This is a genomic window from Pseudofrankia sp. DC12, from assembly GCF_000966285.1.
GTDB lineage: Bacteria > Actinomycetota > Actinomycetes > Frankiales > Frankiaceae > Pseudofrankia.
On sequence record NZ_KQ031391.1, the window covers coordinates 3,400,586 to 3,424,943 of the forward strand.

The following is a 24,358-nucleotide window of genomic DNA, read 5'->3' on the forward strand; positions in this document are numbered from 1 at the left end:
ACCCTCCAGCGGTCGTATCCGGCCCCGTTTCGTAGCCGCCAGAGGCTGCAATCAGCGATCAAGTCGACGGGCGGACGTTGACGGTCGCGGCACCAGGTGGCGACGTGGAGGTAGGGGCACAGTGCCCAAGCCTCGCGCAGCGCTGAAACGCGCGGACATCCCACCCGATCGTGAACCTTCACTCGGACGGTGCGCGCCGTAGGCCCGCCCCAGGCCGCTGCTCCTGTTGGAGCTTGGTCGGCAGCGGCGCTGATCGAGTGACCGCTCTGCCCGACAGGGATGTGCGGACCGATGCTCAGGCGGGAGCCGGAGCCGGAGTCGGGGTGCCGCCGCCGATGGGGCGAAGGATCCCCTCGGGAGTCATCGAACCGAGAAGGCGCTCCAAGGCGACCTCGACGTCCTCGCGCCAGGTGACGGCGTTCTTTACTTCGAGGCGCAGCCGGGGCCAGCGTCGATGCGGGCGAACCGTCTTGAAACCGACCGAGAGAAGGTAGTCGGCGGGCACTACGCATTTGGTGCCCTCGTCCTGCCGAAGGTCGCCGAAAGCCTCGATGGCTCGGTAGCCGCGCCGGATGACGTCCTTCACCATCGCTTGGACCAGCACCCGCCCGAGGCCCTGTCCTGCGAACTCATCGACGATTTTCGCGGTCATGAGGAGCACTGCGTCGGCACTGACCGGACTGGTCGGGAAGGCGATCGAGCGAGGGACGTAGGCAGGAGGCGCGTACATCGCGAAGCCAGCGGGGACATTGTCGATGTAGACGATTTTCCCGCAGCTTCCCCATTCGAGCAGCGCGGAGGAGACCCAGGCTTCCTTCTCGATGTCGGTTCCGCCGGCTTCCTCGGCCCGGCTTCGCGCAACCGGATCGAGCTCCCAGAACACGCATCGGCGACACCGCTGGGGTAGGTCGTCGATGTTGTCGAGCGTAATGTTGGCGACGCGACGACTCATCGGTGGCGCTCCGCACGTCGAGGGATCCAGGTAGCTGGACCCAGCCTAAGCGTCCCTCCCGGAATCTTCCTGACAGGGGCGGGTGCGATCGCCCTCCGCGTCCACGCCTTCCCCGCTGCCATCGTGGCGCCCATCGTCCGGCCCCGGCTCGGCACGTCGAGGTCGAACGATGGTCTCCCGCGCGAGGAAATCTTAGTTCGACGGCGCAGGTCGAAGGGTTTGCGGGTTGCGACCTTGAGGCTGGCGAGCGCGAGTGCTCTTCGTCTTCGGCGTCCCGCCCGACACGGTGTTGCTGACGCGGCGGACGCTGGCTCACGGAGGGAGCTGCGGCCAGTGATGGCATCGGAGTACGAGATCTAAGGACGAGCGGCGGGTGGTCGATGGTATCGCCCGGCCTGGTGCCGCTCTTGTCTCGAGGCTGCGTCGTGACGCTAGAAGCGCGCCGTCCGCGCTCACGTCTGGACCCCGTAAGAACAGTTCGCGCGATGGTCAGGTTTCACGTGGAACATCGGGCGACTGTCATCCGCAGGCGCCCCGCAGATGGATCGGGTGCTGCCTGAGTGAGACTGGCCTGCGGCCTGCGGCCTGCGGCCTGCGGCCTGCGGTCCGGGAACGCGGCGCCGAAGACCACCCGATACGACGTCACGCGGGCCGCTGTGCCCGCCTGTTCCACGTGAAACATCGGCGAACTCTGTGACCGAAACTGCCGTCCAACCGCGACGGCCCCCAGAAGATCGGCGCTGCGACGTTCGCTACGTAGACCCGAGAGACGGTTTGCCGCGCAGCGCGGCCGATGGATCGTGAACGGTCATTCGCGACTGCCTCCTATTCGCCGGTGCCCGAACGTTGGCTTGCGTTCCAACCCTGGTCGCCGGCGAATCTCGAGTGGTTCGTCGCCTGCCGATTCGTCGTGCGGAAGCCACGTCGACAGACTTCGTCCTCACGATGACATCCTGTTCGAACGGCGCCCGCCAGGCCCGTCCTCGGGGCGTGCGGCCTGGGTCCGTTCTTGGCCTCGCATCGCGTGGGTTCGTTCTAGGGACGGCATGGCTGGACTCGTCCTCAGGATGGTGTGGCAACGCGGGGCACTCGAAGCTGACCGGTCGGGGGGTCCTGTTCGGGGGGAAGGTAGAGCCGCTGAATGGCAGCGAGGATCGCCTCGGCGACGTTGGCGCGGTAGTTGGGGGAGCCGAGCGCGGCGGCGTCGCGGGCGTTCGTCAGGTAGCCGACCTCGATCCGGACCGCGGGCATCGTCGTCCGGCGCAGGAGGTCCCAGGTCTTGGCATGGGTCCAGCAGTCGACCAGGTCCGTTCGGGAGACGAGCTCCTTCTGGATGAGGGCGGCGAGCCGTTCACCGACCGCCGACGAGCCGCGGGCGTTGCCGAAGTAGTAGCAGGAGATGCCCTCGGCCTTCGGAGAGTCGCTGGCATCGAGGTGGAGGGACACGAGGAGGTCGGCGCCCTGCTCGTTCGCTCGTCTGGCGCGCTCCGCCTCGTCTGGCGACTCGTCCTCGGTGTGGACCCGGAAGGTCTCCAGCCCGGAGGAGAGGAGCCGGGCTTCAAGCCGGCGGGCCAGGTCGGCCACGACGTTCCGCTCCGTCAGGCCGTGGGCGACGACGCCCTGGTCGTCACCGCCGTGGCCGGCGTCGATCGCCACCAGCATGCCGAGGAGCGATGGGCCGCGCACTAGCAGGCGCACCGACTCTCGCAGCATGTCTGGGCGACCGCCGGTGACGGTGCGCTCCAGCCGCTTGAGCTCGCGCAGAGTGTGCGGGCCGCAGCGTCCGTCGGGCTCGAGGCCTCGATTGCGCTGGAAGTCGCGGACGGCGGACTCGGTGCGCGGGCCGAAGATCCCGTCGCTGCGGCCGACGTCGAACCCCATGTTCGACAGCCGCTCCTGCAATGCGGCTACGTCGTCGCCGGTGAGCGACTGGCCTGGTGCATGGAAGAGCAGACGATCGCCCAGGCCGTGACGGGCCTCTTCGAGAGAGCGCGCCGTGTCCGGACCGATGATGCCATCGACTGATAGGCCGCGACTCTGCTGGAAGGCGCGGACGGCGCGGTCAAGGTCGTCATCGAACAGCTCGGCGTCGGCGGCGCCGCCTTCTTCCCCGTCAGGCTGACGTGGGGCGGCCGGAAGGAACGACAGATAGGCCAGGGCGACGCGCGCGTCGGCCACGCGTGTTCCGCGGTCGCCGAGCCGGAGCAGCTTCACGGAAGACCAGCGTAGGCGATGCCGCTCATGGTCGCGCTTCGCCTTCTCATCTGCTGCTGTCGTGGTAGCCGGAACCGAACCCGGGTCAGCTCCGTCGCGAGGTCTGGGTCCGGGCCTGGCTGCGTGGCCACGGTGGGATAGCCCGCGCACCGGTGTCGGGGCGGGGCTGCGCGACGGGCGTCGGCCCTGGGCCGCGCGACGGTCGACGGGGGAAGAGAGCGTGGTCGGGCTGCAGGGCAGCGCGGTGGCGAGGCGGCCGGGATGAGAGACGGCGGTCGGGGCTGGCCGGGACACGGCTGCGAGGCCGGCCGGGTGGTGTGAAGAGGCTTCCCGGAGTCGCCGGGCGCCGGATTCCCGCAATCGTCCGACCGAGCGAGAGGATCCCGCCAGAAGCGGCCATTTCTATACGTACGGTAATGATACGTGTGCGGCTGAGATCGCCGCTGGCGGACGATCGCAGCAGTCCTGGGTAACCGGGGTGGGTTCAGGTTCGCTGTCCGCTAGCGGTGACCCCAGGGCCCTTTATCGCGGCTTCCTTATGCCCCTTTGCGCCCGGTGGCATGGCGTTGTGCGAATGCTGGAAATCCGGGGCAGCCGCCGCGGCCCGAGGCAGCTGGGCCGGCCGGACCTGGCATCGTGCGGGAGATCTGGCCGCCGGACACGTCGACGGGCCGACTCTGGCGCTGGGGCGTGCCCGCGGAGCCGAGCCGGGCCGGCGGGCCGGGGTCGGAGACGCGATCGGCCCGCCAGCCTCTCGCCCTCGCGGGCGGGGAAACTGGCGGGCCGAGAGAAGCCTGCCCGAGCGGAGCCGTCGAACGCCTCGCGCCGGAGAGCACACGCTGCCCCGCGGCCGTGGCCTGCTCAGCGGAGGCCGCGGCGGCCTGGCGGGCCGAGGCTTAGATGTACTCGGCGAGGTCCTTCAGAAGGACGCTCTTCGGCTTCGCGCCGACGATGCTCTTCGCGATCGCGCCGTCGACGAAGACCGCCATCGTCGGGATCGACATGATCTGGTAGGCCCGGGCGGTCTGCGGGTTCTCGTCGATGTTGAGCTTGACGATCCGCAGCTGGTCGCCGTGGGTCGCGGCGATCTCCTCCAGGACCGGGGCGACCATCTTGCACGGCCCGCACCACTCGGCCCAGAAGTCCACCAGCACGGGCTTGTCACTCTTGAGTACCTCGGCGTCGAACGTGCTGTCCGTCACCGGGGTGGTCGCACCTGCCATCGAACTCTTCTCCTCGGGTCGACTGCGGTTGATCTCGTCTTCAAGCTGCCTGTGGTCTAGGCGTCCTTCTCGTGGGCGGCGATCCAGCGCTCGGCGTCGAGGGCGGCGGCGCAGCCGGTGCCGGCGGCCGTGATGGCCTGCCGGTAGGTGTGGTCGACGACGTCGCCGGCGGCGAACACCCCGTCCAGGTTGGTCCGCGTTGACGGAGCCTCGACCAGCACGTAGCCCTCGTCGTCGAGCGTCACCTGGTCGCGGAACAGATCGGAGCGCGGCACGTGGCCGATCGCGACGAACAGCCCGGTCACGTCCAGCTTGTCGTCCGCGCCGGTGACCGTGTCCTTGAGCCGGACCCCGGTGAGCTTGCTGTCGCCCTCGAGCCCGGTGACGACCGCGTTCCACCGGAACTTGATCTTCGGGTTCGCCAGGGCGCGCTCGGCCATGATGGCGCTTGCGCGCAGTTTGTCCCGGCGGTGCACGACGGTCACGGAGCTGGCGAACCGGGTGAGGAACGTGGCCTCCTCCATCGCCGAGTCGCCGCCGCCGACGACCACGATGTCCTGGTCGCGGAAGAAGAAGCCGTCACAGGTCGCACAGGCCGAGACACCGCGTCCCAGCAGCTTGCCCTCGTCCGGGACGCCCAGCTTGCGATAGGCCGAACCGGTCGCGAGGATCACCGTCTTCGCGTAGTAGGTCTCCTCGCCGACCTTGACGACCTTCGGGGTGGCGGTGAGGTCGACCTCGGTCACGTCGTCCGTGACCAGTTCCGCGCCGAACCGCTCCGCCTGCTTGCGCAGGTTGTCCATCAGGTCGGGGCCCTGGATGCCCTCGGGCCAGCCCGGGAAGTTCTCCACCTCGGTGGTGGTCATCAGCGCGCCACCCGCGGACACCGCGCCCTCGAACACCAACGGGTGCAGGCTCGCGCGCGCCGTATAGATCGCTGCCGTGTATCCCGCCGGGCCGGAGCCGACGATGATGACGTCCCGGACCCCGCTGTCCTGCGCTGTCACGCCCTGCTCCCTTCACATTGCGGCCAAAGCCGCTGACACGCTAACCGCGCGGGCCAGCCAGAGATTCCTGCTGGGTTCCTGCCTGCTACCGGGCGGAACGGTACCGCGCCGCGAACTGTCCGGACCGCTGGCCCGGGTCGGCTCATCCTTCGACGAGCCCCGGCGAGGTGCCGTCGAGGCCGTCGAGGCCGTCGAAGGACAAACGATCTCCGGCGGCCGGTCGGAGCTTCGGCGCACCGCCCTACGCTGACAACTCTAAGTGACATCTTTGGTCGAATTTGTTATGGCGAAGTCGACAACGAATTGTGTACGTACAGTGTCAATATGTAGTTATTAACTACCACTAAACAGAAGTTAAGCGCCAATAATCGAGTTCCCCTGCCTTCGTCGCCTTGCTCAGGCGGCCTTCGTCGACCGTTCGTCGAACAGGGTGGCCGCGGGCAGGCGCCCGACATTGCAGTCAAGGTCGACGACAGTCAGCTGGATCCGGTCCTGACTCGCTGGAACCAGGGCCGCGCCGGGCGCCGCCGAGGCCGGCCCAACCGGGGCGGCCGCCGATGCGGACGCGGTCCCCACGGCGCTCCCCCCGTCCGGGAGGTCGAGGACGACGAGGATGGCGTCGCGTCCCCGGTAGTTGACCTCGTCGACGGCGAGCAGCGGGCCGTGCGCGGTGTCGACGAGCTCCCGATAGCAGGCCAGCAGAGCGGGGGTGGCGACGACGGCCCACGCTCCGGTGGCTGTCCGCGCGTCGGACGCGGCGAACGGAGCGGTCTCGGCGCCGGGCACTCTCCCGGCGAGCAGATCCCTCGCGTGCGCGGCGACGTTGGCCGGGTCGAGCGCCGCCCGGCTCGTCGCGACGCGGAAGGACTGGACCGAGCCGCCGTCCGTCACGGTGACCAGGCCTTCGGGAGTGGGCGCGGCCGCGACAGCGCTGGGCACCGCGGCACGGGCGGCCGAGTCCGCGCTGTTCTGCTGGTCCGCGGCGATCGCGGGTCCGGCGGCGGAGCTGCTGGTCGAGGACGACGACTGCGCGTTGTGCTGCAGGGCGACGACCAGGCCGCCCCCGGCGACGACGACGAGCAGACACACTGCCAGGAGGACCAGCCGCTCGGACCACTGCGAGTGGGAAAGCACCGTCGAACGGTCTGGCGGGCGCAGCGGGGTGACGCCGTGCGGGGCCGTCGGCCGGCGCCGGCCGGCCGACGGGCGCCCGGCGGAGCGCCCGCCCGCCGGCCGACGGCGAGCCGGACCGCCGCGGCGGCCCTCGCCGGCCGGCGGCATCGACGGGAGCGGCGTGGCGGTCAGCGCCTCCTGGATCCGGCGGGCGACATCCGGCGGCATGCTGACCGGCGCGAGCCGGGCCAGCTCGACCCGCACGCCGCGCAGCGCGACCACGGTCTGCTGGCAGACGGCGCAGCCTCGGACATGCCGGTCGACGGATCCAGGCGTCCGCTCGCCGTCCGCGTAGGCGTCCAGGAGGTCGCCCTCCGGATGCCGCGGCCCAGACCCGCCGCTGGCGTCCAACGGCGTCGGCCCGTTCCTGGCGCCCAAGGGATCAAGCCCGTTGTCGGCCGCCAGAGGCAGCGGCCCGTTGTCGGCCGCCGGGAGCATCGGCCCCGAGGGCCCGAGCTCGTCCCTGGCCTCCGAGGGCACAGATTCGCCGCGCTCGTCAGGACCCACCGCCGATCACCTCCCGCCTCTGGAAGACGGCGGGGGCGGCCGGCTGGTTCCCTGGACGCAGGTAGCCCAGCTCGGCCGCGAGCCGGGCCCGGCCGCGTGAGGCCCGGCTCTTGACCGTCCCGACGGGCACGTCGAGCAGCTCGGCCACCTGTGCCACCGGCAGTCCTTCGACGTCGACGAGGACGACGGCCGCCCGTAGCTGGGCCGGCAGCCGGGCCAGTGCGTCGGCGATGTCGAGGCGCAGCTCACCCTCGGCGTGGGCGTCCCGCGGGTCGGGTGGCTCGCGCTCCTCACCCTCGGGCGTGGTGGGCATGGGCACGGTCGTCGGGCGGGCGGCCTGCCGGCGCAGCCGGTCCAGCGCGGCGTTCACGGTGATCCGGTGCAGCCAGGTGCGGACGGCCGACTCACCGCGGAAGGCCGCGGCCCGCCTGTGCGCGGACAGCATGGCTTCCTGGACGGCGTCCGCGGCGTCCTCGGCATCGTGCAGGAGCCGGAAGGCGACGGACCAGAGCCGGTCGGCGTTGGCTCGGAACAGCTCGGCGAACGCCGTCGGGTCGCCGGCGACGTGCCGACGCAGCAGCTCGAGATCCGGGTCGTCGCGGCGTTCGGCCTCGGAGTCGGGCTCGCCGCCGGCCGAGTCGGGGGCGTCACTCTGGCCGGACGTCGGCATTCCCCACCACCCGGGCGCGCCGGCAGGGGCAGACGGTTCTGGCGAGTCGGGCTGGGCGGGCATGGCATGTGGCCGGACGGCGTTCGACGGCCCGGGTCAGGACAGGAATTTGATCTCGGCGATCGAGCCCTTGAACTTCGAGTCCGCGCCCTGCGGGATGTTCGTCAGCCACACGACCCAGTACCGGTGCGCACCACGTGGCGAGACGTTCACTGTCACGGTGCCCGAGGCGTTCTGCTGCTGTCCGACGACCTGGTAGAGACCCAGATTCTGGGCGTTGGCGTCGAACGAGTCGCCCGCGCGGATCTCGAACGAGTCCGGCGCGAGGGTGCCGAGCGTGACGACCACCTGGGACACGTCATGGCTCTGGCCGAGGTCGAACAGCAGGCCGACCCCCTTCTTCGCCGGATTGCCGAACGTATACGGCGGCAGGTAGCCCTCGGTCTCCCACTGGGTCGCGGGGTTGCCGTCGTACGCCCTGGCGACCTGGCCGTTGTTCTCGGAGCCGTCGCCCGGCGGCGGGTCGAAGGACACCACGTTCACCGGGGTGATCGGCACGCCGGCCGTCACGGTCGCCGACGCCGTCGGGGAGTTGTTGGCGCCGCCGCCGCCACCGTTGCTGCCCAGGTTGAGGCCCAGCACGACGGCGACGACTACGACGACGACCGCCAAAGCGATGATGACGATCAGCGGACGGCGACTGGTCCGGCCGGAGCGCCCGTGCGCCGCAGCTCGGCTCCCTGGCCGGGGGCCGGTCCCACCCGGGCCGGCCGCCTGGTAGCCGCGCTGCGCCGGTGGATAGCCCTCGTCCTGGTAGCTGGGCCGGTACCCGCCGCCACGGCCACGGTCGACCTGGGTCTCGCCCCTGTACTCGTCCCGGTAGCGGCCGCCGTCCTGGTAGCCGTTGTCGTAGTCGTCGTAGCCGTAACGGTCGTAGTCGTCCTGGTCGGGCGCGGCGAAACCGGCGGTCGACGGAAGGTTCGACGTGTCGGGGCCGTAGCCGTCGTAGCCGGCCATGGCCTCGGTGTCGGACGGCTCGTCACCGAAGGTCATCAGGCCGGTCGCGTGCAGGGCCTCGACCGGGGTGACCGCCTCGAGCTCGGCGATCAGCTCGGCGGCGGTGGTGATCGGCTCGGTGCCGGCCTCCTCGCCGCTGAGCGCGGCCATCGTGATCGCGTCCAGGTCGCGCGGCACCGCGTGGTTGAGCTGACGCGGGCTCTGGAGCCGGCCGTACGTGCCGTAGGGCGCCGCAGGCAGACCCGTGTCGCCGGCGAGCGGCCAGCAGCCGGTGAGGGCCGCGTAGAGCAGGCCGCCCAGGGCGCACACGTCGGCGGCCGCCGCGTCGGCGTCGGCGGGGGCATCGGCCGGCGCGGTGCCGTCGATGCCGGCGAGCACGGCGCCGACCTCGAGGTCGATGACCTTGACCGTGCCGTGGCCGGACACGATGACATCACCGGGACGAAGCCCGCCGTGGCGCAGCCCGCGTTCGTGCGCGGCGGCGATCACTCGGGCGGCACCGAGGACGACGGCGGACGCCTGGTCGGGCCGCAGCGGCTGGTCCTCGACGAGCTGGCGCAGGGTACGGCCGTCAACCCACTCGGTGATGACGTACGAGACCTGGCCGTTCTCGGTGTTGGTGACCGTCGCGTCGTAGGTGGACGCCGCGCCCGGGTGTACGAGCCGTCCGGAGCTGACCGCGGCCTGGAGAAGGGACTGCGCCGCCTCGCGGCGCGCGGGGTCGTCGTCGATGTGCTCGACAACCCGGACCGCGACGGGCCGGGTGAGCACCGTGTCGTCGCCGCGCCACAGGGTGACCGGGCCGCGCGAGCTGAGGACCCCGATCAGGCGGTACCGGCGGTCGAGGACCGACTCGGCGAGCAGCGTGCCGCCGCCGTGGGCATCGGAGGACGAGGCGTTGACCGTCACGTCATTGTCGACGTCCGCCGGCTGGGGCCGGTTGCCTGCCTCGACCACAACGCCTCCGTCGTCCCCAGCTCCATGGCGCCGTCGCCACCGTGCTCGCCTGGCCGTGCTGGTCTCGTATGTCGTCGCGTGGCCTGGCCGCCCGATCTTTGCACGCACCGTGTGGCCGTGTCCGCTGGTCTGGCGTCCGTGGGCTGGCGTTCGCTGTCGCTTGCCGGCCGATTGGCGATGTTCCCGGGTTTAGTCTACGGGGATCGCCCGGACAGGTCGCTCAGCCCCGGGGGAAACGTCGAGAAACCATCCGGGTCAGGGCCCTGACCTCAGGGATTCCCATCCGGGTAACCGTGCCGACGAACAACGGCAGGCCGACGACCGCCCCCGCCAGCACCGCCGAGAACGAGCCGACGAACCCGTTGCCGAGGACCGTGCGCAGCCCGTGCGCGACGGCGCTCGCGGCAGCCGCCCCGAGGCCCGCGGCGACGCTGATCCGCGCGAGCGTCGCGATGATCCGGTCGCCGTCCATCCCGCCGAGCCGCCGGCGCAGCAGCACACAGGTCACGCACAGGCCGACCAGATAGCCGACGGTGAAGGCGAGCGCGAGGGCGAGCGCGCGGTGCTCGGGCGGCAGCACATGGCTGATCACCACGGCCGCCGTCACGTTCGTCGCGACGACTCCGATGTTCACCAGCGACGGTGTCCGGCTGTCCTGATGGGCGTAGAAAACCCGTAGGTGCAGCTGGAACACCGAGAACGGCACCAGGGCGACGGCGAACGCCGAGAGCGTGTCGCCGACCGACAACGCCGACTCGTAGCCGAACGCGTCGTGGTTGAAGACACCGACGGCGATCGGCCGCCCCAACGCCAGCAGGAACAACGCCGCCGGCACGATCGCGGTCAGGCTGAGCCGGGTCGCCGTCGACAGGTCCTCGAGTACCAGCGCCCGGTCGCCGTCCGCCGCGTGCGCGCTCATCCGCGGCAGCAGTGCGGTGATCACGGAGACGCCGATGATCGCGTATGGCAGCTGGAAGAGCTGGTAGGCGTACGTGTAGACCGGGAACGAGTTCGTCGCGGTCGAAAGGTTCGTGATGACGAGGTACCCGAGCTGGCTGATGATGACCCACAGGAACGTCCAGCCCGCCAGCCGCAGCGCGCCCCGCAGACCCGGATGGGTCAGGTCCAGGCGCGGGCGGTAGCGGAAGCCGACCTTCCGTAGCGCCGGCAGCAGCGCGATGGTCATCAGTACGACGCCGATCGTCGTACCGGCCGCCAGCACGAGCTCCTGGGTGTTGGTGATCGTGTGTGCGCCGTTCACCTGTGGTGGGTGCGGCCCGGCGATGACGTAGGCGAACGCCACACAGGAGACGATCACCACGAGGTTGTTCAGCACGGGCGTGAACATCGGCGCGGCGAACGAGCCGCGGACGTTGAGGATCGCGCCGATCGTCGCGCCGACGCCGTAGAAGACGATCTGCGGCATGAACCAGCGCAGGAAGGTGGCGCCGAGCGCGCGTTCCGCGGCGGCGTCCGGCCCGGTGGCGTGCAGGTAGCTGTTGACGATCTGGGGCGCCAGGAACATGCCGACGGCGCAGGCGGCGCCGAGCAGCAGGATCATCAGCGTCAGCAGCGACGACGCGAACCGCTCACCGCCGTCCGGGTCCTCCTTGGTGGCCCGGACGAGCACCGGCACCACGACGCTGGTCAGGATGCCGCCGATCAGCAGGTCGTAGACGATGTTCGGGATCGTGTTCGCGACGTTGTAGGCGTTGCTGACCGCGCCGGCGCCGATCGTGACCGCGATCGCGACCGTCCGCAGGAACCCGGTGGCCCGCGAGGCGATCGTGCCGAGCGCCATGACGCCGCTGGCCCGGCCGAGGCTGCTCTTGCCGGTCCTGCCCGACGGGCGCTGGGCCGCGGCCCTGCCCGGTGCCGTCCGGCCCGCGGCTCCGGCGCTGCCCTGGATCCGGGTCTGCTGGCCGGTCCCGCCGCCCCTGGGCTGCTGGCCGGGGTCCCGGCGTGGCTGGGGGGGCTGCCGCGAGCCGGACCGCCGCGGGCGTGGCTGGGCGACCGTCTCCTCGCCGCGGCCCGACGCGCGGGCCACCGCCCGGTCGGTCCGCGCGACCATCCGGTCTGGCGGGATCGGCCGGCCCGTCCCGTCCGGGCGGGGGCGCTGCTGCCTCGGCGGCTCGGGCGGCGGGGTGGCCCGGCGGCCCTCGGCGCGGTGCGAGCCGAGCCTGCGGCCATCCCGGGACGGAAGCCGGGAGACGGGCGTCGTCGGGCGCGCCTCCGCCGCCCGGCCGCTCGGGGCCCGGTCGCCGGGCAGCGGCGGTGGGCTGGCGGGTGGGCCTGGCAGCCGGCTGGTCGGCGGTGCCTGCGGCGCGGGAGGCGGCGTGCGCGGGGTCGCCGGAAGGCGGCGGGTCGGCTCCGGGCCAGTGCCCGGTCGAGGACGACGATCCTCGCGATGCGGCTCGGCGCGGGCGTCGCGGGGCCGCTCGTCCCGCTCCCAGGGCTGCCGGTAGGGCTGGTTGCGCGGCGGCTGCAGGTAGCGCTCGTCCCGGTAGCCGGCGTCGGCGCGCCGCGGGTCGCGGCGTTCTCGCCCCCGGGGTTCTGGCTCCCGATGTCCTGGGTCCCGGAGCCCTGGGTCCCGGAGCCCTGGGTCGCGCTGCCTCGGGTCGCGCTGTCCTGGGCCTGCGCTCCCTGACGCCCGGTAGCCCGGCTCTGGGTCGCCCGGCTCCGGGTAGCCACGGCTGGCCGGCCGGCCGCCGGCGCGCCCGCGCTCCTGGTACCGGTCGTCGCCGTAGCCGTTCGCCTGCGGGCGGTCTGGCCGATAGTGGTTCGGAGCACCGCGGCCGGGCTCGTGTTCGTCGGCGTAGTGCGGGTCGGCGTAGTGCGGGTCGGCGTAGTACCGGTCGACGGGCCGCGGATCTCCGGCGTAGGGATCCGCGGAGTACGGATCGACCGAGTAAGGATCAGCGTGGTTGGGGTCGTCGCGGTAGCTGTCATCCCGGCGAGTGGGGCCTCCGCGGCGCCGCGGTCCCCGGGGACCGTCGGAACCGTCGGCCGGGCTCACGGCTCGCTCGGGTTGGCTGGCACCCCGCCAGCGTAGGCCCGTTCGACCTCGGTCCGTTGTGTTCCCGCGGCGTTCGCCTGGATTCGCCGGATGGGTACCGTGGCCCGATCCGTTGCCGCTGCCGTGTTCGGGCCAGTCGGGGTGACGCCGGCTACTGGTCCGGCGGAACCACCGCTGTCACCCCCGTCGCGGCGCTTGCGGCGCGACCGCCTGACCTGGCGCAGCACGACCGCCGCGACGAACAGTCCGATCGTGACATAGGTGATCGCGGTCGCGATCGAGCCGTACGCCGTGGAGCGGACCAGGATGCGGACCGGCTGGGCCGACAGCCGTTGCCCGTCCGGCGTCAGCACCTGGACGAAGACCGGGAACGTGCCGGCGGCGTCGGAACTGACCGAGATCTCCACCTGCGTCTTCGCGCCCGGGGCGACGGTCAGCGCCATCCGCGCCGCCGAGCGCAGCCGAGTCTTGTCGTTGGAGGACAGGGAGAGGATCACGGTCATCGGGTAGCCGCCGCCGCCCTGCTGGTCGCTGATGTTCTGCACACTCAGCGGGACGGCGCCGTTGCGGCTGGTAAGCGTGACCTTCTGTGAAGCGACGACCTCGACATTGGCGCGGATCTGGCTGATCCGGCCGTCGACCTCCTGGCTGAGCCGGACGGCGCCGGAGCGGTCGGGCCGCCAGTCGACGGACAGCGCGGTCAGCAGGGTGTTCAGCATCGGGTTGATGACGGTGGCGCGCCCGTCCTGCGGCTTCGACCCGGCGGCGTCCACCACGTCGGTGAGCGCGCACGGGGCCGGAGCCGGCGGATTGGTCGTCTTTCCATTGCGAGCGGTGGTGGCGCACAGGACCGGATCGAGCTCTCTGACCTCGGCGCGCAGATGCTCGACGGCATCGACGTACGACGTCGGTATCTCGGTGGCCGTCGCCGAGTCAGGGTAGACGTACGTGCGACTGCTGCCGGCGGGGGCGAACGTGAGCGTCGCGGCCTGGCCGATGGACGCGGTCGTACCCGCGCCGCCCTTGGGGGCGACCGGGAGCGGCACGGGCTGGAAGAACGGCTGGTAGCCGGGGTCGGCCGGGGTGCTGAGCGAGTGCAGCACGAGGCTGGCCCAGTCGTCCGTCGGGTCCCACAGCCGTGGCAACGCGAGCACGGCAAGCCGGCTCGCCGAGGCGCTGGGCTGTTCGGCTGTGATCATGGCGACGTCGGCGAGCACGTCGGCGAGTGCCTGATCCTTGCTCAGGCCGTTCTGGCTGATCTTGGGGGTCAGCAGTGTGGCGAGCCTCGAGTCCGCCGCCAGAGCCCGGATCGGGCCGTTGGCCGTCTGCTGGACGGTCAGCGCGGTCGGCGTCGAGGAGGCGGCCTTGGACGTCGCTGGCAGCAGTCTGTCGTCGAGGATCGCGGTGGTCACGCCGACGGTCGGGTGGGCCAGGAACTCCAGCGTCGCGGCGTTGGCCAGGCCGTCCCCCGGGTAGGCGACCGGCGGCGGGTTCGCGACGCCGAGCACGTCGCGCAGCGTCTGCTGGCCGGTGTTGATGGCCCAGAGGGCGTCGTTGAGCTGGCCGTCGTCATGCTGGCCGCCGGCGCGCACCAGCGCGGCGATGTCGGCGTCGCCCCAGGGCAGCGCGAACACCACGTTGCCCGGCGTCGCGGCAAAGATACGCAGCGCGGCCAGATAGTCGCCCGCGTACCGGTCGGGAGGCTTGCTCTTCGGGCCCTCGGTGTCCGCGTAGCTGTAGGGCCCGCTCATCAGTTGCAGTTCTTTGAGCAGCGTCGGATCGACGGCCAGGGCGATCGGGGACGGCTGGCGGCTGGTCGGGCTGACGGCGATCAGCAGCTTGTAGAGGCGGCCGCCCGGCCGCACCTCCGTGGCGAGCTGGTTGTCGGTGAGGATGTTGTCGGAGCGCAGCCGGGGGTAGTCGGAGATGGGCAGCACCGTGGCCAGCGAGGTCGCCTTCAGGCCGGGCTGCTCCGGAGACCAGACCAGGAAGGAGTAGGCGGCACCGAGCACCTTGGACGGGCCGCCCGTCGGCGCAATGGTGATCTTCATTGCATAGATCGTCAGCGGCTTCTCGATCTTCAGTTTCTGGTTGATCGAGAACGCCGTGCCCACGACGGGGGTTCCCGAGGAGTTCGGGGCAAGCACGTAGCGGGCCTTGCCACCCAGGGTGGGGTCGGCCCGCAGCTTCGCGAGAGTGCCGCGGCTGCCCACGCCGCCCGACATCACCGACACGTAGGCCGACAGCCCGGTCATGGGTGTGGCGTCAATGTGGCCGTTCAGGACCAGCGGCTTGTCTGGCGAGGCGATCCCGTCGTACTGGTCGATATGCACGCGGACGGCAGCGGCCGCCGTTGTCACCGCCGAACCCGCCGCCGAGACAACGCCCGCGGTCACGTCGGTACCGGGGCTGGTGGCTGTACTGCCTGTGGATAGACCTGTGGACAAGCTTGTGGACACTGTGGATGAGGCGGCCGCCGGCTGGGCCGGCCCGCTCACCAGAAGCGCGCCCAGCACCGCGGTCACCACCGCCGCGACGGCCGTCCGGGCAAGCCCGCGGACGAGCGGGCGAGGCCGGGGCGGTCTGGTCATGCGCTGGCCGCCAGCAGGGCCGGAACGTCGTCCAACAGGCGCCGCTCGTCGGCGTACGCGAGCATCTCGGCCACCTGGTCGAGCGGTACCCACGCCACGGCGCTGACCTCGATGTCCGCGTCGGACAGCTCGCCGGCGGTGCGCAGCAGCAGGTAATGGTGCACGGTCTTGTGGATACGCGAACGGCCGGTGACGAACCAGAAGTCGATCGTCCCGAGCGGCGCGACGATCTCCCCGGTCACCCCGGTCTCCTCAGCGACCTCACGAACGGCGGTCTGCTCGTGGGTCTCGCCGCCTTCGACGTGCCCCTTCGGCAGCGACCACAGTAGCCGGCCGCGCCGGTCCCGCCGCGCGATCAGGGCCGCGTTGGCATGGTCGGAGCGGACGTCGAGTACCAACCCGCCGGCCGACGTCTCCTCGACCCGACGCAGCCGCCGACGGCTGCGGGGCGACGAGGTGGGCGGCATTAAACGATCGTACGAGCATTGCCGGGAGCGCCCCGCTCGACTGTCCGGCTTGTCCGGTACCGACAGGAGCTCTGTCGCCGACGACACCTCGCGTGGGTGACTACCGTGCTGCGTGACCCTCTGGGGGACGGCCCCCAGACCCTGTGCGGGACGTGAGCCCGGGGCGCTTCAGTCTCGATCGCCGCTACCCTGAGCAGGTGTCTGTCATCAGTCTCGACAACCCGCGTGACTCCGCGGAGGCCGTGGTGGCCGACATGTTGAAGGTCCCGGCGCTCGCCGACGAGCTGGGCCGGATCTTCGCCGCGCATGGGCACAGGCTGCACCTGGTCGGCGGCTCCGTCCGGGACGCCCTGTTGGGCGACATCACGCCGGCGGCCTCGACCTCGTCGGCGCGGCCGGCGGCCACCTCACCGGCAAGCACCACTGGCACCGCACCGGCCAAGACACCTGGCAGCGCAGCGGCAAGAGCGCCTGGAACGTCATCGGCAAGAGCGCCTGGAACATCACCTGCACGAGCGGCCGTGGAGGTGCCGGACCTCGACTTCACCACCGACGCCCGGCCCGAGCGGGTCCTGGAGATCACCCGCGGCTGGGCGGAGGCGACCTGGGAGGCCGGGATCGCCTTCGGGACCGTGGGCATCGCCCGCGCCGGGACCCGGCTGGAGGTGACCACCTACCGCGCCGAGTCCTACGACCGGGGCTCCCGCAACCCGACGGTCTCCTACGGCGACAGCCTGGAGGCGGACCTGCTGCGCCGGGACTTCACCGTGAACGCGATGGCGGTCTCCGTCCCCGACCACGAGTTCGTCGACCTGTTCGGGGGCATGGCCGACCTGGCCCGGGGCGTGCTGCGCACCCCTGGCCCGCCCGAGGTGTCCCTGGACGACGACCCGCTGCGCATCCTGCGCGCGATCCGGTTCGAGGCGAAGCTGGGCCTGGCCCCGGCTCCGGAGCTGGTCGAGGCGATGCGGGCCCGGGTGGACCGGCTGCGGATCGTCGCGCCGGAGCGGGTCCGCGACGAGCTGCGCAAGCTGGTCGTGTCCGCGGACCCGGCCCGCGGGCTGGGGCGGCTGGTCGACATCGGTGCCGCGGCCGTCGTGCTGCCCGAGCTGCCCGCGCTGCGGATGGAGATCGACGAGCACCACCAGCACAAGGACGTCTACACCCACACGCTGACCGTGCTGCGCCAGGCGATCGAGCTGGAGGACGACGGCCCCGACGAGGTGCTGCGCTGGGCCGCGCTGCTGCACGACATCGGCAAGCCACGTACCCGTCGGCACGCCGCCGGCGGTGGCGTCTCGTTCCACCACCACGAGGTGGTCGGCCGGGACATGACCCGCAAGCGGCTGGCCGCGCTGCGCTTCCCGAAGGACGTCGGCGACGCGATCACGCTGCTGGTCTTCCTGCACCTGCGCTTCCACGGCTACGGCACGGGCGAGTGGACCGACGCGGCGGTGCGCCGGTACGTGCACGACGCGGGCCCGCAGCTGGGCCGGCTGCACAAGCTGGTCCGCTCCGACTGCACGACGCGCAACAAGCGCAAGGCCGCGATGCTCGCCCGGCACTACGACGCGCTGGAGGAGCGGATCGCAGCGCTGGCCGCGCAGGAGGAGATCTCCGCGATCCGGCCCGAGCTCTCCGGCGACGACATCATGGAGATCCTGGGCCTGCGGCCGTCCCGGCTGGTCGGCGAGGCGCGCCAGCACATGCTCGACTTCCGCTTCGACATGGGCATGGTCGGCCGTGACGCGGCCGTCGCCGAACTTCTGCGTTGGGCTAGCGCTAAAGGGCTTGAGATCCCGGGCTCTCCAACGGCTGGCGACTAACGAAACGAGATGTCCGGGCCGGCGGCCGTGACGGCCGCCGGTGGCGGCGTCGGCTCGGACGTCCCGGCGGGCTGCGTGGTGCCGTCCACGGCGATGCGCAGGTCGGTCGGGTGGCGTCGGGCGGCCAGGTAGTAGATCACGCCGGCGAGCAGGTAGCCGGCTCCGGCCGCGATGATCGTGCCGGGTGAGTGGCCGTTCTTCGGCACCACGAGCGCGGCCACGGCCCCGGCGCCGGCGAACGCGACGTTGAACAGCAGGTCATAGAGCGAGAAGGCCCGCCCGCGGTAGGCGTCGGGGACGTGCTCCTGGACGATCGTGTCGACGCAGATCTTGCTGGCCTGCGCGGAGAAGCCCAGCGGCAGGCCGGCGAGGACGAACAGCACCGAGGAGTAGGGCAGCCCGAAGGCGATCTCGACGACGCCACCACCGGTCAGCACGATCAGGATCCAGCGGGCCCGTGGCATCCGCGCGGTGACGGCCGGGGTGGCCACAGCCGCCAGCACGGTGCCGATCCCGCTCGCCACGGCGACGGCCGCCAGCCCCCAGAGACGGCCGTCATCGCCCTTGAAGTAGTTGGCGTAGAGCAGGATCGTCATGAACAGCACCAGCCCGTAGGCCGCCCGCGACGCGGTCAGCGCGGCGAGTGCGCGCCGGGCCGGGCCGGCGCGCCACAGCACCCGCGCACCATCCGCGAAGTCGAACGCCACCCGTCGCAGCTGCTCCGTGCTGCCGGCCCAGTCGCCGACCTCGGCCGGGCCGAACATCCGCCGGTCGGCGAGGGTCGCCGCGGTCGCGGCGGCGCCCAGGTAGGCGAGCCCCGCCAGCCCCGCGACGAGCGCGACCGAGGCGTCGTGGCCGCCGGTGAGCCCGCGGACGCCGGTGCCGATGCCACCGCCGACCAGCGCGGCGACCGTTCCCGAGGTGACGGACAGCGAGTCGGCGCTGACCAGCCACTCGAGGTCGACCACCATCGGCAGGCCGGCCGAGAGGGCGGCCAGCACGAACCGGTTGACGCTGACGGCCCCGAGCGCGACGACGTAGAAGTCCGCACCGGTGTGCCCGGCCGCGATCAGTACCGCCAGGACCGCCAACAGCGCCGCGCGGACCAGCGAGCAGTAGACCAGGACCCGCTGGCGCGACACCCGGTCGAGCACGATCCCGGCGAACGGCCCGATCACGCTGAACGGCAGCACCACGATGGCCAGCGCGGCGGCCAACGCACCCGGCGACGTGGCCCGCTCGGGCGAGAACAGCACGTAGCTCACCAGACTCGCCTGGAAGATCCCGTCGGCGGTCTGTGACGTCAGCCGGGACGCGTAAAGCGCCCGGAACCCGGGGACGTCCAGCAACTCCCGTAGCTTCCCCGCCCGCGCCATATCCCAACAGCCTAGAAGCTCCGGCGACCATCCGGTGCCGGAGGCTGTCTGGTGCGCGGCGCACCTAGGGCGTCACATCATGTCGTCAGCGACCGGTGAAGCGCGCCCAACCCCATCACAACCAGTGTTGCGTTTGGCAAGGATTCTTCACTAGGCGTTATGTTCGGGCCTCTCGTACCCAGTGTCGCGGAGGTCCGGTCCGATGGCCGACGCACGTCACCGCCCCCGTCACCGTCCGTCCAGTCGGTCCGTTGCTCCGGTCAAGATTTTCATCGCGGCCGTCGTTGTGCTTCTGCTGGCGGGTGGCGGCTATGTCGCGAGCACCCGGCTGGTGAGCCGCGACGAGCCGGGCGCCGGCTGCGCCCAGACGATGCCGCTGACGGTGCGCACCGGGTCGACGCTCACCGCGCCGCTCACCCAGATCGCCGCCACCTACAACAACGAGCGGCACCAGGTGCTGGGCAAGTGCGTCCAGGTCAAGATCGAGACCGTCGACAGCGGGCAGACGGCCGAGGCGATCGCCTCCGGCTGGACCGACCAGCAGTACGGCCAGGCCCCGGACGTGTGGGTGCCCGAGTCGGCCGGCTGGGTCGCGTTGGCGAAGGCGGGCCCGGCCGGGGTGAAGATGCTCGGCGGGACGGGGACGGTCATAGCCAGCTCCCCGGTTGTGCTCGCGATGCCGCGGCCCCTGGCCGTCGCGCTCGGCTGGCCGGACCGACAGCTCAGCTGGGCCGACCTGCGCGCGAACGAGAACTCGCCGTCATTCTGGGCCGGGCGCGGCCACCCCGAGTGGGGTGACTTCAGCATCGGGTTCGCGAACCCGCAGACCTCGTCGGCGGGCCTGGCCGCGGTGCTGAACGTGGTGGCGAGCACCGTCGGCCAGCCGTCGTCGGCGTTGACCGCGGCGCAGTTCAGCGGCGACCTGAACACCAAGGGCGCGATCCTCACGTTCGAGCGGGGCGCCGACCTCGTCGCCAACTCGGACACCGACCTGCTTGGTTCCTACGTCGGCTGGGGCAAGAACGCGCCGGCGCAGATGTCCGCGCTGGTCATGCCGGAAAGCATGGTGTACCAGGCGAATGTCGGGACCAGCGCCACGGTCGCCAGCGATGACTCGATCAGCGCGGGGGCGCTGGCGCCCGCCGCCGTGCCGCTCGTCGCCGCCTACCCGACCGACGGCCTCGTCGTGGACGAGGCGAGCTACCAGCCGCTCGAGCTTCCGGCCAGCTCGGACCGGGCCGCCGCCGCGGCCGACTTCCGTGCCGAGCTCACCGGCCCGCATGGCCAGGCGGCGTTCCAGTCGGCCGGTTTCCGGTCGCCGGACCGGCAGAACCCCAAGCTCACCGAGAGCCTCGGCTTCGCCCCGACGCTTCGTACCGAGCCGCGGGCGGCCCTCGACGGCAAGGCCATCAACGCCGCCCGGAACACCTTCATCGGTATCCACCAGCGCGGGAACACGTTGGCCGTGTACGACACCTCCGGCTCGATGGACCTGCCGGTCGCCAACAGCGGTGGAAAGACCAGGCTGCAGATCGCCGTCGGCGCGGCCGACGCGGCCATCCCGTTGTTCGCCAAGGACAGCCGGCTGGGCCTGTGGCAGTTCTCCACCAGACTCGACGGCAACAAGCCCTACCGGGAGCTGGTGCCGGTCGGGCCGATGAGCGACGAGGTTGGCACAGGTACCCGCGAGGAAGCGCTGGTGGCCGCCGTCAACGGGCTGAAGGCGAAGGGCGGGACGGGGCTGTACGCGACCGCGCTGGCGGCGTTCGAGAGCCTTACCGCGCAGTACCAGCCCGACAAGCCCAACCAGGTGGTACTGCTGACCGACGGGCAGAACGACGATCCGACCAGCTCGCTGACCCTCACCCAGCTGGTCTCGGCCCTGAAGGCCGAGTACAACCCGAAGGCGCCGGTCCACATCATCACGATCGGCTATGGCGCGGACGCCGACCTGGACGCGCTGCGGCAGATCTCGGCGGCCACCGGCTCGAAGAGCTACCCGGCCCAGGACCCGAACTCGATCTTCCAGGTCATGGTCAACGCCCTGACCGACCGGTAACGGCCGCGCCTCACTCGGCGCGGCGGCTGACCCGGCGGACCGGCGGCCCGCCGGTCCCGATGACGTACGACGTGACCAGGTGGTTCCAGCCGCACTCGGCGCACACCTCGACGACGTAGATCTGGAGCTCGCTGAACCGCCCGGCAAGGGTGGGCAGGTCCGCGGTCGCCCACGTCCGCCCCGAGGTGCCGCCCAGCTCGTCGCCGTAGCCGTAGATGACGTTCACCAGCGGGTCGCCGGGCTTTGGGCGCTCCGGGTCGCCCGCGAGGCAGACCGGGCAGGTCCTGGTGGTCGGCTCGCCGTGGTGGCGCGCGGCCCGCAGCAGGTACGGGCTGGCGTCGCAGACCTCTGGCCGGGAGACCCGGCCGGCCTGCAGGCCGGTCAGCGCCGCCCGGCGGGCAAGGGCGTAGTCGATGACCGACCTCGCTCCCGGCCCGGGTCCCATGACTGCCACGGTACCGCCACACCCTGGCCCGGCAGCCCCCGTTCGACGGCTCCGGCCGCCTTCGCCACTTCCCCACCCATTCCGGGTCGGTCCTGGTCTGCGGGTTCGAGCCTGGTAGGTGATCAGGGGGCGGAATCGGCGGGGGCCCCGGCGACGGCCCGCCGTCTGGTTGGAAGGTCATCATGCCGCCGCCAGCCGGACACCGGTGAGACATCCCCTGTTGCCATGGTCGTCCCGAGTCGTCTAAGGTCGATGTATCGGCTCGATATGTTGTGTCGACACGTTGGCTCGACATATCGGGGACACATCGGTGCGGAGGGGAGGGCGGCGCGATGTTGGAGCTCGCGGTGCTCGGGATCCTCTCCGAGAGCCCGATGCACGGGTATGAGCTGCGCAAGCGGCTCGCGGCCGTGCTCGGGGCCTTTCACCGGTTCAGCTATGGCTCGCTGTACCCGCTCCTGCGCAAGCTGCAGGCCGAGGGCTTCGTCACCGCCGACGACGCCGGTGCGGCTGCCCGGATCGGCGGGCGCAGCCGGGTCGTCTACACCCTCACTGCCGAGGGGAAGGAACGGCTCACCGAGCTGCTCGGCGAGGGCGGCCCGGCCTCGTGGGAAGACGAGATGTTCGGCGTCCGCTTCGCCTTCTTCGGGAAGACCGACGCCGCTGTGCGGCTGCGGATCCTCGAAGGCCGGCGCACCCGGCTGGAGGAGCGGCGGGAGAAGGTCCGTTCGGCGCTTTCCCGCACCCGGGAGCGCTTCGACGCATACACCCTTGAGCTGCAGCGTCACGGGTTGGAGTCCGTCGAACGTGAGGTCCGCTGGCTCACAGAGCTGATCGAGACGGAACGCGCTCACGGCCAGCCTGGTATGGAGGATCTTGGCTTGCCGGAGCCAGCGCCGCAGCCGCAGGCGGCAGTACGGCCAGCCGAAGTTCGGCCATTGGTGCCACCCGCGGCACCACCCGCAACATCCCAGGACCCCGACGGTGAGGTCCCCGGGCCCCGGTGAACGCCGATGACCGTCGCGGCGCCCCAGTTGGCCCACTGTCCCGCATGCATTCCGCGTAACTAAAGGAGTAGACCGTCATGGGTTCGGTACGTGTCGCCATCGTCGGCGTTGGCAACTGCGCCGCGTCGCTCGTCCAGGGGGTCGAGTACTACCGCAGCGCCGACCCGTCCGAGCAGGTACCTGGGCTCATGCACGTCCAGCTCGGTGACTACCACGTCTCCGACCTCGAGTTCGTCGCCGCGTTCGACATCGACGCGAAGAAGGTCGGCCGTGACCTGGCCGAGGCCATCGGCGCCAGCGAGAACAACACCATCAAGATCGCTGACGTCCCGCCGACCGGGGTAACCGTCGCTCGTGGCCACACCTACGACGGCTTCGGCAAGTACTACCGGGAGACCGTCGAGGAGTCCGACGAGGAGCCGGTGGACGTCGTCGCCGCCCTGCGTGAGGCGCGGGCCGACGTGCTGGTCTGCTACCTGCCGGTCGGGTCCGAGAACGCGGCCAAGTTCTACGCCCAGTGCGCGATCGACGCGGGCGTCGGCTTCGTCAACTGCCTGCCGGTCTTCATCGCCGGCGTCCCCGAGTGGGCCGAGAAGTTCCGCGCCGCCGGCGTGCCGATCGTCGGTGACGACATCAAGTCGCAGGTCGGCGCCACCATCACCCACCGGGTGCTGGCGAAGCTGTTCGAGGACCGGGGCGTCATCCTGGACCGCACGATGCAGCTGAACGTCGGCGGCAACATGGACTTCAAGAACATGCTGGAGCGCGACCGGCTGGAGTCCAAGAAGATCTCCAAGACCCAGGCCGTCACTTCGCAGGTGTCGCACGACATGGGCGCGCGCAACGTGCACATCGGCCCGTCGGACTACGTCGCCTGGCTGGACGACCGCAAGTGGGCGTTCGTCCGGCTCGAGGGCCGCGCGTTCGGCGACGTCCCGCTGAGCCTGGAGTACAAGCTCGAGGTCTGGGACTCCCCGAACAGCGCCGGTGTCGTCATCGACGCGGTGCGCTGCGCCAAGATCGCCCTGGACCGCGGCGTCGGCGGCCCGATCCTGTCGGCGTCGAGCTACTTCATGAAGTCCCCGCCGGAGCAGTACCGGGACAGCGTCGCCCGGGACAAGGTCGAGGCCTTCATCCTCGGCGAGGAGTAGTCGTCCTCGCGCACAACTGAGTACGTACAGCGACGATGGTCGGGCCACCGGAGGGGGTGGCCCGACCCTCGTCGTGTGTCGGGCCTGGCCGTCCGAGCCGATGAGACGCACCGGCGCAACCCACAGCGGGCCTTGCGCGTCCTGCTATCAGCCTCGACGTGACGGCGCAGTAGCTGCATCAGGGGCGCGCAGGGGGTGCTGGTCGGGCCCACAGCCGGACATGAGACCCTGAGCTTCCATGTACCGAACGCGACCGAACTGTCTGTATTGTCCCAGTCCTGGTCGCGGTGCGGGAAGGACGGGACGGCTTTGAGCCTGCCTAATGATCAGGAACCAACCCGGCGGCGTCCGACGCCGCCAGGTGGCGCGTCGCGCGGCTTCGCGGACCCGGTCGACAACGGGGCGCGCCCCGGCGGCCCGCGGCCCGGTCGCTACGACCGGCCCGAGCGGCCGGCCGACGACGACGGCACCGGCCGCTCCGCGCGGCCGAGTGGCGACCGCGGTGAGCGGCCCGAGCGGCCGGTGGCCGGGCGCGGCCCGCGCCCAGGTGGCGTCAACGGTGGTACCGGCGCTACTGGTGCCCGTCCGCCCGCTGGCCGTGGCGACCGGGCCGGCGCGCGTCCCGCCGCCGATGATGGTGTTCCGCCGACCGACCGGCCTTCCTACCATCCGCGGGCTACCGCCAACCGGACTGGCGCGA

The 24,358-nt window shown here is 71.4% G+C and carries 16 protein-coding genes; 4 read left to right on the forward strand and 12 right to left on the reverse strand.

Annotated features, from left to right (window positions below):
* Positions 1-295: 295 nt before the first annotated feature.
* The 10 genes from FRADC12_RS13475 to FRADC12_RS13520 form a co-directional block, all read right to left on the reverse strand.
* The gene (locus FRADC12_RS13475) at positions 296-952 is read right to left on the reverse strand and encodes a GNAT family N-acetyltransferase (protein WP_045876916.1); all 657 of its coding nucleotides are present in this window, start codon (positions 950-952) and stop codon (positions 296-298) included.
* Positions 953-2,014: 1,062 nt separating this feature from the next.
* Entirely contained in the window at positions 2,015-3,166 is a 1,152-nt protein-coding gene (locus FRADC12_RS13480) for an N-acetylmuramoyl-L-alanine amidase (protein ID WP_045876917.1), read from the reverse strand.
* Between the two features lie 896 nt (positions 3,167-4,062).
* Positions 4,063-4,389 (reverse strand): thioredoxin, encoded by a 327-nt coding sequence (trxA, locus tag FRADC12_RS13485; protein ID WP_045876918.1) that lies wholly within the window; start codon positions 4,387-4,389, stop codon positions 4,063-4,065.
* Between the two features lie 56 nt (positions 4,390-4,445).
* Complete coding sequence (gene trxB / locus FRADC12_RS13490; RefSeq protein WP_045876919.1) at positions 4,446-5,396, reverse strand: thioredoxin-disulfide reductase; 951 nt, start codon at positions 5,394-5,396, stop codon at positions 4,446-4,448.
* 396 nt (positions 5,397-5,792) lie between these two features.
* Positions 5,793-7,076 (reverse strand): anti-sigma factor, encoded by a 1,284-nt coding sequence (locus FRADC12_RS13495; protein WP_157488848.1) that lies wholly within the window; start codon positions 7,074-7,076, stop codon positions 5,793-5,795.
* On the reverse strand, positions 7,066-7,746 hold the full coding sequence (gene sigM, locus FRADC12_RS13500) for an RNA polymerase sigma factor SigM (RefSeq protein ID WP_232303770.1): 681 nt from the start codon (positions 7,744-7,746) through the stop codon (positions 7,066-7,068). The genes FRADC12_RS13495 and sigM overlap by 11 nt, the downstream gene beginning before the upstream one ends.
* Positions 7,747-7,842: 96 nt before the next feature.
* Positions 7,843-9,720: a protein kinase family protein gene (locus FRADC12_RS13505; RefSeq protein WP_045876922.1), complete on the reverse strand. Its 1,878-nt coding sequence runs from the start codon at positions 9,718-9,720 to the stop codon at positions 7,843-7,845.
* A gap of 220 nt (positions 9,721-9,940) precedes the next feature.
* Positions 9,941-12,736: a murein biosynthesis integral membrane protein MurJ gene (gene murJ, locus FRADC12_RS13510; protein ID WP_045876923.1), complete on the reverse strand. Its 2,796-nt coding sequence runs from the start codon at positions 12,734-12,736 to the stop codon at positions 9,941-9,943.
* Positions 12,733-15,327 carry a DUF6049 family protein gene (locus FRADC12_RS13515; RefSeq protein ID WP_232303771.1) on the reverse strand — a complete coding sequence of 865 codons (2,595 nt, stop codon included), beginning with the start codon at positions 15,325-15,327 and terminating at the stop codon, positions 12,733-12,735. Before FRADC12_RS13515 ends, murJ begins: the two co-directional genes overlap by 4 nt.
* The gene (locus FRADC12_RS13520) at positions 15,324-15,794 is read right to left on the reverse strand and encodes an NUDIX hydrolase (protein WP_045876924.1); all 471 of its coding nucleotides are present in this window, start codon (positions 15,792-15,794) and stop codon (positions 15,324-15,326) included. The genes FRADC12_RS13515 and FRADC12_RS13520 overlap by 4 nt, the downstream gene beginning before the upstream one ends.
* Before the next feature lie 197 nt (positions 15,795-15,991).
* Here FRADC12_RS13520 and FRADC12_RS13525 point away from each other — a divergent pair, with 197 nt between their 5' ends.
* Entirely contained in the window at positions 15,992-17,620 is a 1,629-nt protein-coding gene (locus tag FRADC12_RS13525) for a CCA tRNA nucleotidyltransferase (RefSeq protein WP_045876925.1), read from the forward strand.
* Here the strand turns inward: FRADC12_RS13525 and FRADC12_RS13530 are convergent.
* Positions 17,617-18,996, reverse strand: a complete 1,380-nt coding sequence (locus FRADC12_RS13530; RefSeq protein WP_045876926.1) for an MFS transporter — start codon at positions 18,994-18,996, stop codon at positions 17,617-17,619. The genes FRADC12_RS13525 and FRADC12_RS13530 overlap by 4 nt on opposite strands.
* A 286-nt stretch (positions 18,997-19,282) precedes the next feature.
* Between FRADC12_RS13530 and FRADC12_RS13535 the strand changes: the two genes are divergently transcribed.
* Positions 19,283-21,055 carry a substrate-binding and VWA domain-containing protein gene (locus FRADC12_RS13535; RefSeq protein ID WP_232303772.1) on the forward strand — a complete coding sequence of 591 codons (1,773 nt, stop codon included), beginning with the start codon at positions 19,283-19,285 and terminating at the stop codon, positions 21,053-21,055.
* 10 nt (positions 21,056-21,065) lie between these two features.
* Here FRADC12_RS13535 and FRADC12_RS13540 read toward each other — a convergent pair whose 3' ends face one another.
* Positions 21,066-21,500, reverse strand: coding sequence for a DUF5318 family protein (locus tag FRADC12_RS13540; RefSeq protein ID WP_045876928.1), 435 nt, complete (start codon positions 21,498-21,500; stop codon positions 21,066-21,068).
* A gap of 332 nt (positions 21,501-21,832) precedes the next feature.
* On the opposite strand from FRADC12_RS13540, the gene FRADC12_RS13545 reads away from it, so the two are divergent.
* Positions 21,833-22,507: a PadR family transcriptional regulator gene (locus FRADC12_RS13545; protein WP_045876929.1), complete on the forward strand. Its 675-nt coding sequence runs from the start codon at positions 21,833-21,835 to the stop codon at positions 22,505-22,507.
* 77 nt (positions 22,508-22,584) lie between these two features.
* A complete protein-coding gene (locus FRADC12_RS13550; RefSeq protein ID WP_045876930.1) occupies positions 22,585-23,658 on the forward strand; it encodes an inositol-3-phosphate synthase in 1,074 nt (357 codons plus the stop codon).
* Positions 23,659-24,358 lie beyond the last annotated feature (700 nt).

Excerpts from the sequence above, each read along its gene's own strand:
- FRADC12_RS13475 (WP_045876916.1), bottom strand. The coding sequence starts at position 952 with ATGAGTCGTCGCGTCGCCAACATTACGCTCGACAACATCGACGACCTA.
- trxA (WP_045876918.1), bottom strand. The coding sequence starts at position 4,389 with ATGGCAGGTGCGACCACCCCGGTGACGGACAGCACGTTCGACGCCGAG.
- sigM (WP_232303770.1), bottom strand. The coding sequence starts at position 7,746 with ATGCCGACGTCCGGCCAGAGTGACGCCCCCGACTCGGCCGGCGGCGAG.
- FRADC12_RS13515 (WP_232303771.1), bottom strand. The coding sequence starts at position 15,327 with ATGACCAGACCGCCCCGGCCTCGCCCGCTCGTCCGCGGGCTTGCCCGG.
- FRADC12_RS13520 (WP_045876924.1), bottom strand. The coding sequence starts at position 15,794 with ATGCCGCCCACCTCGTCGCCCCGCAGCCGTCGGCGGCTGCGTCGGGTC.
- FRADC12_RS13530 (WP_045876926.1), bottom strand. The coding sequence starts at position 18,996 with ATGGCGCGGGCGGGGAAGCTACGGGAGTTGCTGGACGTCCCCGGGTTC.
- FRADC12_RS13540 (WP_045876928.1), bottom strand. The coding sequence starts at position 21,500 with ATGGGACCCGGGCCGGGAGCGAGGTCGGTCATCGACTACGCCCTTGCC.
- FRADC12_RS13545 (WP_045876929.1), top strand. The coding sequence starts at position 21,833 with ATGTTGGAGCTCGCGGTGCTCGGGATCCTCTCCGAGAGCCCGATGCAC.
- FRADC12_RS13550 (WP_045876930.1), top strand. The coding sequence starts at position 22,585 with ATGGGTTCGGTACGTGTCGCCATCGTCGGCGTTGGCAACTGCGCCGCG.